The sequence below is a fragment of the Streptococcus oralis genome (genome assembly GCF_001578945.1).
Taxonomy (GTDB): domain Bacteria; phylum Bacillota; class Bacilli; order Lactobacillales; family Streptococcaceae; genus Streptococcus; species Streptococcus oralis_Q.
In genome coordinates this window covers 290777-295110 of sequence record NZ_KQ969552.1, presented here as the reverse complement: position 1 = coordinate 295110, position 4334 = coordinate 290777, and the positions used below count along the sequence as shown (strand labels likewise).

General features: G+C 42.0%; 6 protein-coding genes. 3 read left to right on the top strand and 3 right to left on the bottom strand.

Annotated features, from left to right (window positions below; translation table 11 throughout):
- The first annotated feature begins 91 nt into the window (after positions 1 to 91).
- From truA to SORDD16_RS06865, 3 genes are read left to right on the top strand one after another with little or no spacing between them, the layout of a single operon-like run.
- A complete protein-coding gene (gene truA, locus SORDD16_RS06875) occupies positions 92 to 841 on the top strand; it encodes a tRNA pseudouridine(38-40) synthase TruA (protein ID WP_061452841.1) in 750 nt (249 codons plus the stop codon).
- Positions 831 to 1604 (top strand): bifunctional hydroxymethylpyrimidine kinase/phosphomethylpyrimidine kinase, encoded by a 774-nt coding sequence (locus SORDD16_RS06870; protein ID WP_061452840.1) that lies wholly within the window; start codon positions 831 to 833, stop codon positions 1602 to 1604. The genes truA and SORDD16_RS06870 overlap by 11 nt, the downstream gene beginning before the upstream one ends.
- A complete protein-coding gene (locus tag SORDD16_RS06865) occupies positions 1582 to 2043 on the top strand; it encodes an ECF transporter S component (RefSeq protein ID WP_061452839.1) in 462 nt (153 codons plus the stop codon). Before SORDD16_RS06870 ends, SORDD16_RS06865 begins: the two co-directional genes overlap by 23 nt.
- Before the next feature lie 52 nt (positions 2044 to 2095).
- On the opposite strand, the gene SORDD16_RS06860 is transcribed toward SORDD16_RS06865, so the two are convergent.
- From SORDD16_RS06860 to SORDD16_RS11915, 3 genes are all read right to left on the bottom strand, one after another.
- Positions 2096 to 2569: a GNAT family N-acetyltransferase gene (locus SORDD16_RS06860; protein ID WP_061452838.1), complete on the bottom strand. Its 474-nt coding sequence runs from the start codon at positions 2567 to 2569 to the stop codon at positions 2096 to 2098.
- A gap of 109 nt (positions 2570 to 2678) precedes the next feature.
- A complete protein-coding gene (locus tag SORDD16_RS06855; RefSeq protein ID WP_061452837.1) occupies positions 2679 to 3761 on the bottom strand; it encodes a M24 family metallopeptidase in 1083 nt (360 codons plus the stop codon).
- 127 nt (positions 3762 to 3888) lie between these two features.
- A partial coding sequence (locus SORDD16_RS11915) for a type 1 glutamine amidotransferase (RefSeq protein WP_369404187.1) occupies positions 3889 to 4334 on the bottom strand: 446 nt, incomplete at its 5' end.

Sequence of the window (4334 nt, the reverse complement as noted above, 5' to 3'; positions counted from 1 at the left end):
ATTTCCTAAGTTTTTCTTTTTGGTTTTTGTCCCCAGACAATTATTGTTTTTTAAACTTGTTTGTACTATTATTTCCTGATAAAATAGACACATGACAAGATATAAAGCAATCATTTCCTATGACGGTTACGCTTTTGCTGGTTTTCAGCGTCAGCCCCATGCGCGGAGCGTTCAGGAGGAAATCGAAAAAACGCTAACGAGACTCAATAAAGGACAAGCCATCACTGTTCACGGTGCTGGTAGGACAGATAGTGGGGTTCATGCCCTTGGTCAGGTCATTCATTTTGATCTGCCCTATCAGATGGATGAGGAAAAACTCCGTTTTGCTCTGGATACCCAGTCCCCTGAAGATATCGATGTGATTTCGATTGAGCTCGTGGCGGATGATTTTCATTGCCGTTACGCCAAGCACAGCAAGACTTATGAGTTTATCGTGGATAGGGGCCGTCCTAAAAATCCTATGCACCGTCACTACGCTACCCACTTTCCCTATCCTCTCGACGTGGAGCGAATGCAGATGGCAATCAAAAAGCTAGAGGGAACCCATGATTTCACCGGTTTTACAGCATCTGGGACTAGTGTAGAGGACAAGGTTCGGACTATTACAGAAGCTAACCTTACAGTTGATGAGACAGGGCAGTTTTTGACCTTTACCTTTTCAGGAAATGGCTTTTTGTATAAGCAGATTCGCAATATGGTGGGGACACTGCTCAAAATCGGAAATAACCGAATGCCAGTAGAGCAGATTGACTTGATTTTGGAGAAGAAGGACAGGCAACTTGCAGGCCCAACAGCAGCACCAAATGGCTTGTATTTAAAGGAGATTCGTTATGAAGAATAATCGTGTTTTAGCACTTTCTGGAAATGATATTTTTAGTGGTGGCGGATTGTCGGCTGATTTGGCTACTTATACCTTGAACGGCTTGCATGGTTTTGTAGCAGTGACTTGTTTGACAGCCTTGACAGAAAAGGGTTTTGAAGTCTTTCCAACTGACGACGTTATTTTTCAATATGAGTTGAATAGCTTGCGTGATGTGGAGTTTGCAGGGATTAAGATTGGTCTTCTCCCTACTGTCAGCGTTGCTGAGAAAGCATTGGACTTTATCAAGCAACGTCCTGAAGTGCCTGTGGTATTGGACCCCGTCTTGGTGTGCAAGGAAACGCACGATGTAGCTGTCAGTGAACTCTGTCAAGAGTTGATTCGCTTTTTTCCTCATGTCAGTGTGATTACGCCAAATCTCCCTGAAGCAGAATTGTTAGCGGGTCAAGAGATCAAAACCTTGGAAGATATGAAAGCTGCAGCGGAGAAATTGCATGATTTAGGAGCGCCAGCAGTCATTATCAAGGGAGGAAATCGCCTTAGTCAGGACAAGGCTGTGGATGTCTTTTATGATGGACAAACCTTTACAGTTCTAGAAAATCCTGTTATCCAAGGCCAAAATGCTGGCGCAGGTTGTACCTTTGCCTCAAGTATCGCCAGTCACTTGGTTAAAGGTGATGAACTTTTACCAGCAGTAGAAAATTCTAAAGCTTTTGTTTACCGTGCTATTGCACAAGCAGATCAATATGGAGTAAGACAATATGAAGCAAACCAAAACAACTAAAATCGCCCTAGTATCCCTTCTAACCGCTCTTTCAGTAGTCCTAGGTTATTACTTGAAAATTGGAACGCCAACAGGAATGTTGACTCTCTTGGATGCAGGTATTTTCTTTACTGCCTTTTACTTTGGCAGTCGTGAAGGGGCTGTAGTTGGAGGACTAGCAGGATTTCTAATTGACCTTCTATCAGGCTATCCACAGTGGATGTTCTTTAGCTTGGTAAACCATGGCTTGCAAGGATTTTTTGCAGGTTTTAAAGGGAAATGGCAATGGCTGGGCTTAGTCTTAGCTACAATCGTCATGGTAAGTGGCTACGCCCTAGGTTCTACCCTAATGAATGGCTGGTCAGCAGCCTTACCAGAAATCCTTCCAAACTTCCTACAAAATACCTTGGGGATGATTGTAGGGTTTGTAGTCTTTCAGAGTGTCAAGAAGATAAAATAAAAAAATATTCAACTGAGATTTTTCAGTTGAATATTTTTTATAGACTAGATTTTCAATCAATCATCATTTCCATTGTTGTTTCTTGAAGCTTCATTCCTTGTCTTTGATAAAAGCGTAGGGCAGCCTCATTATCATTCCAGACACTCAAGGTTAGATTGTGGCAACCAATTTCTTTAGCATAATTGAGAGCGAATTGATAGAGTTGATCACCAATTTTTTGACCACGAGCATCTTGGTCCACACATAAATCTTCGATAAAAAGGGTTTTGATTTCTTGGAGAACAGGGTTATCCGTTTTATCTTTGATGGTACAAAATAGATGTCCGAGAACTTGTCCCTTTTCATTTTCAAAAACAAAAATAGGCGTGTGTTCTTGAGAGAGCATGGTTTGTAAGTCAGAGGGACTATATTTAGTCCCAGTTTGCTTAAAAATATCAGGTCGAGCTTGGTGGTGTACTGTAAGGATTTGTTGTAACAAATCAAGTAATTTAGGAATATCTTCTTGTTTAGCTTTTCGAATAGCCATGAAACATCTCCTTATTTTGAAATATTTTATTAGTTTAGCATAATAGAAGAAAAATGACAAAAAAATAGCCCCAAGCTGTTTTGAAGGAAGAGCTTTGGAGCTATTTAGGTTAATCAAAATAAAGCAAATCTTTGCTGGTGCTTGTAAAGAGGTCAAAGCCATCCTTGGTAACAACACCGCAGTCTTCGATACGGACACCGACTTTACTAGGGATATAGATACCAGGTTCAACAGAGAAGCACATGCCTTCTTCGATGACCATGTCATTTCCTTCCATGATAGATGGGAATTCGTGGACATCCATACCGATACCGTGACCGAGACGGTGGTTGAAGTACTCACCGTAACCAGCTTTCTCGATGACTTCACGGGCAGCGCGGTCTACTTCATGAGCAGTCACACCTGGTTTGATAAAGTCAAGGGCAGCTTGTTGGGCTTCAAGGGTCAAGTTGTAAATATCTTTTTTGAATTGGTCTGGTTTGCCGACAGCGACCGTACGGGTCATATCTGATGCGTAGCCATTAACCATGACACCGAGGTCAAAGAGGAGAAGGGCGTCCTTTTCAACCTTGTTAGCTGCTGGAATGCCGTGTGGGTTTGCGGCATTATCACCAGTCAAGACCATGGTATCAAAGCTCATTTCATAACCTTCACGTTTCATGGCAAAGTCGATTTGGGCGATGATGTCTGTCTCAGTCTTATCAAGAGAAATGTTGTCAAATCCAACTTTTACAGCTTTATCAGCATAGAGACCTGCAACCATCATTTTTTGTACTTCATCAGCTGATTTGATGAGGCGCATGCGTTGGATGCGAGGAGTGAGATTTTCAAACTCAGCAGTTTCAAAAACTGTTTTCAAGCCATGGTATTTGGTCAAGATGAGATTGTCAAACTCAACAGCAACACGTTTGAAGTCGTGCTGAGGCAAAGCGTTTTTGATTTTTTTCCATGGATTTTCAGAATCCACATAGCCCACAACTGGGAAGGAAATGGTGCTACTTGCACGTTCTACTTCAAGAGTTGGGACAAAGAGGAGAGGTTCCTGATCCGCTAGGACAAATAGGAACATTTGGCGTTCATGGGGATCACTGTAAAAGCCAGTGAGGTAATTAATAGTGACGGGGTCAGATACGACAGCGACGTCTAGTTTTTCTGATTCAAGATATGTTACGATTTGTTGTAATTTAGACATATGCTACCTTCTTTCTACCCCTCTATTTTGGCAAAAAAAGAGGGAAAATGCAAGAGAGAAGGGTAAAAGAACAGGCAAAAAGAACTCCGATATGATAGGGGAGTTCTTTGATCTAATTTTCCTTAGTTTAAGAAAAGTCAGCCTTGCTTTTTACGTCGCTGTATTCTTCAGCAATTTCTTGACTGAGAATGTCCTCATAGGCAGGGAGTTGGATATCCTGACCATATTTCTTCTTGAGGGCAGTAGTGACTAGGCGATAAGCCAGATTGGCATTACGAGAGAGGATAGGTCCGTGGAAGTAAGAACCAAAGACATTCTTATAATGAACCCCTTCGCCAATCTTTTCTTCGTTGTTTCCATTTCCATAGACCACCTGTCCCAGCGGTTTTTGATCATCTGAGAGGAAGGTACGGCCTTGGTGATTTTCAAATCCGTAGTAGGTTTCATCGAACTCTTCATTATGAATCTTGATGTCACCGATAAAGCGATTATTGGTTTGGTTGAGGGTGTAGTGGCCCATGACACCGAGTCCTTCGATACGTTTGCCTGAAGCCTCAACATAATATTGGCCCA

Coding starts and splice junctions, on each gene's coding strand:
- truA (WP_061452841.1), top strand. CDS start 92: ATGACAAGATATAAAGCAATCATTTCCTATGACGGTTACGCTTTTGCT.
- SORDD16_RS06870 (WP_061452840.1), top strand. CDS start 831: ATGAAGAATAATCGTGTTTTAGCACTTTCTGGAAATGATATTTTTAGT.
- SORDD16_RS06865 (WP_061452839.1), top strand. CDS start 1,582: ATGAAGCAAACCAAAACAACTAAAATCGCCCTAGTATCCCTTCTAACC.
- SORDD16_RS06855 (WP_061452837.1), bottom strand. CDS start 3,761: ATGTCTAAATTACAACAAATCGTAACATATCTTGAATCAGAAAAACTA.
- SORDD16_RS06860 (WP_061452838.1), bottom strand. CDS start 2,569: ATGGCTATTCGAAAAGCTAAACAAGAAGATATTCCTAAATTACTTGAT.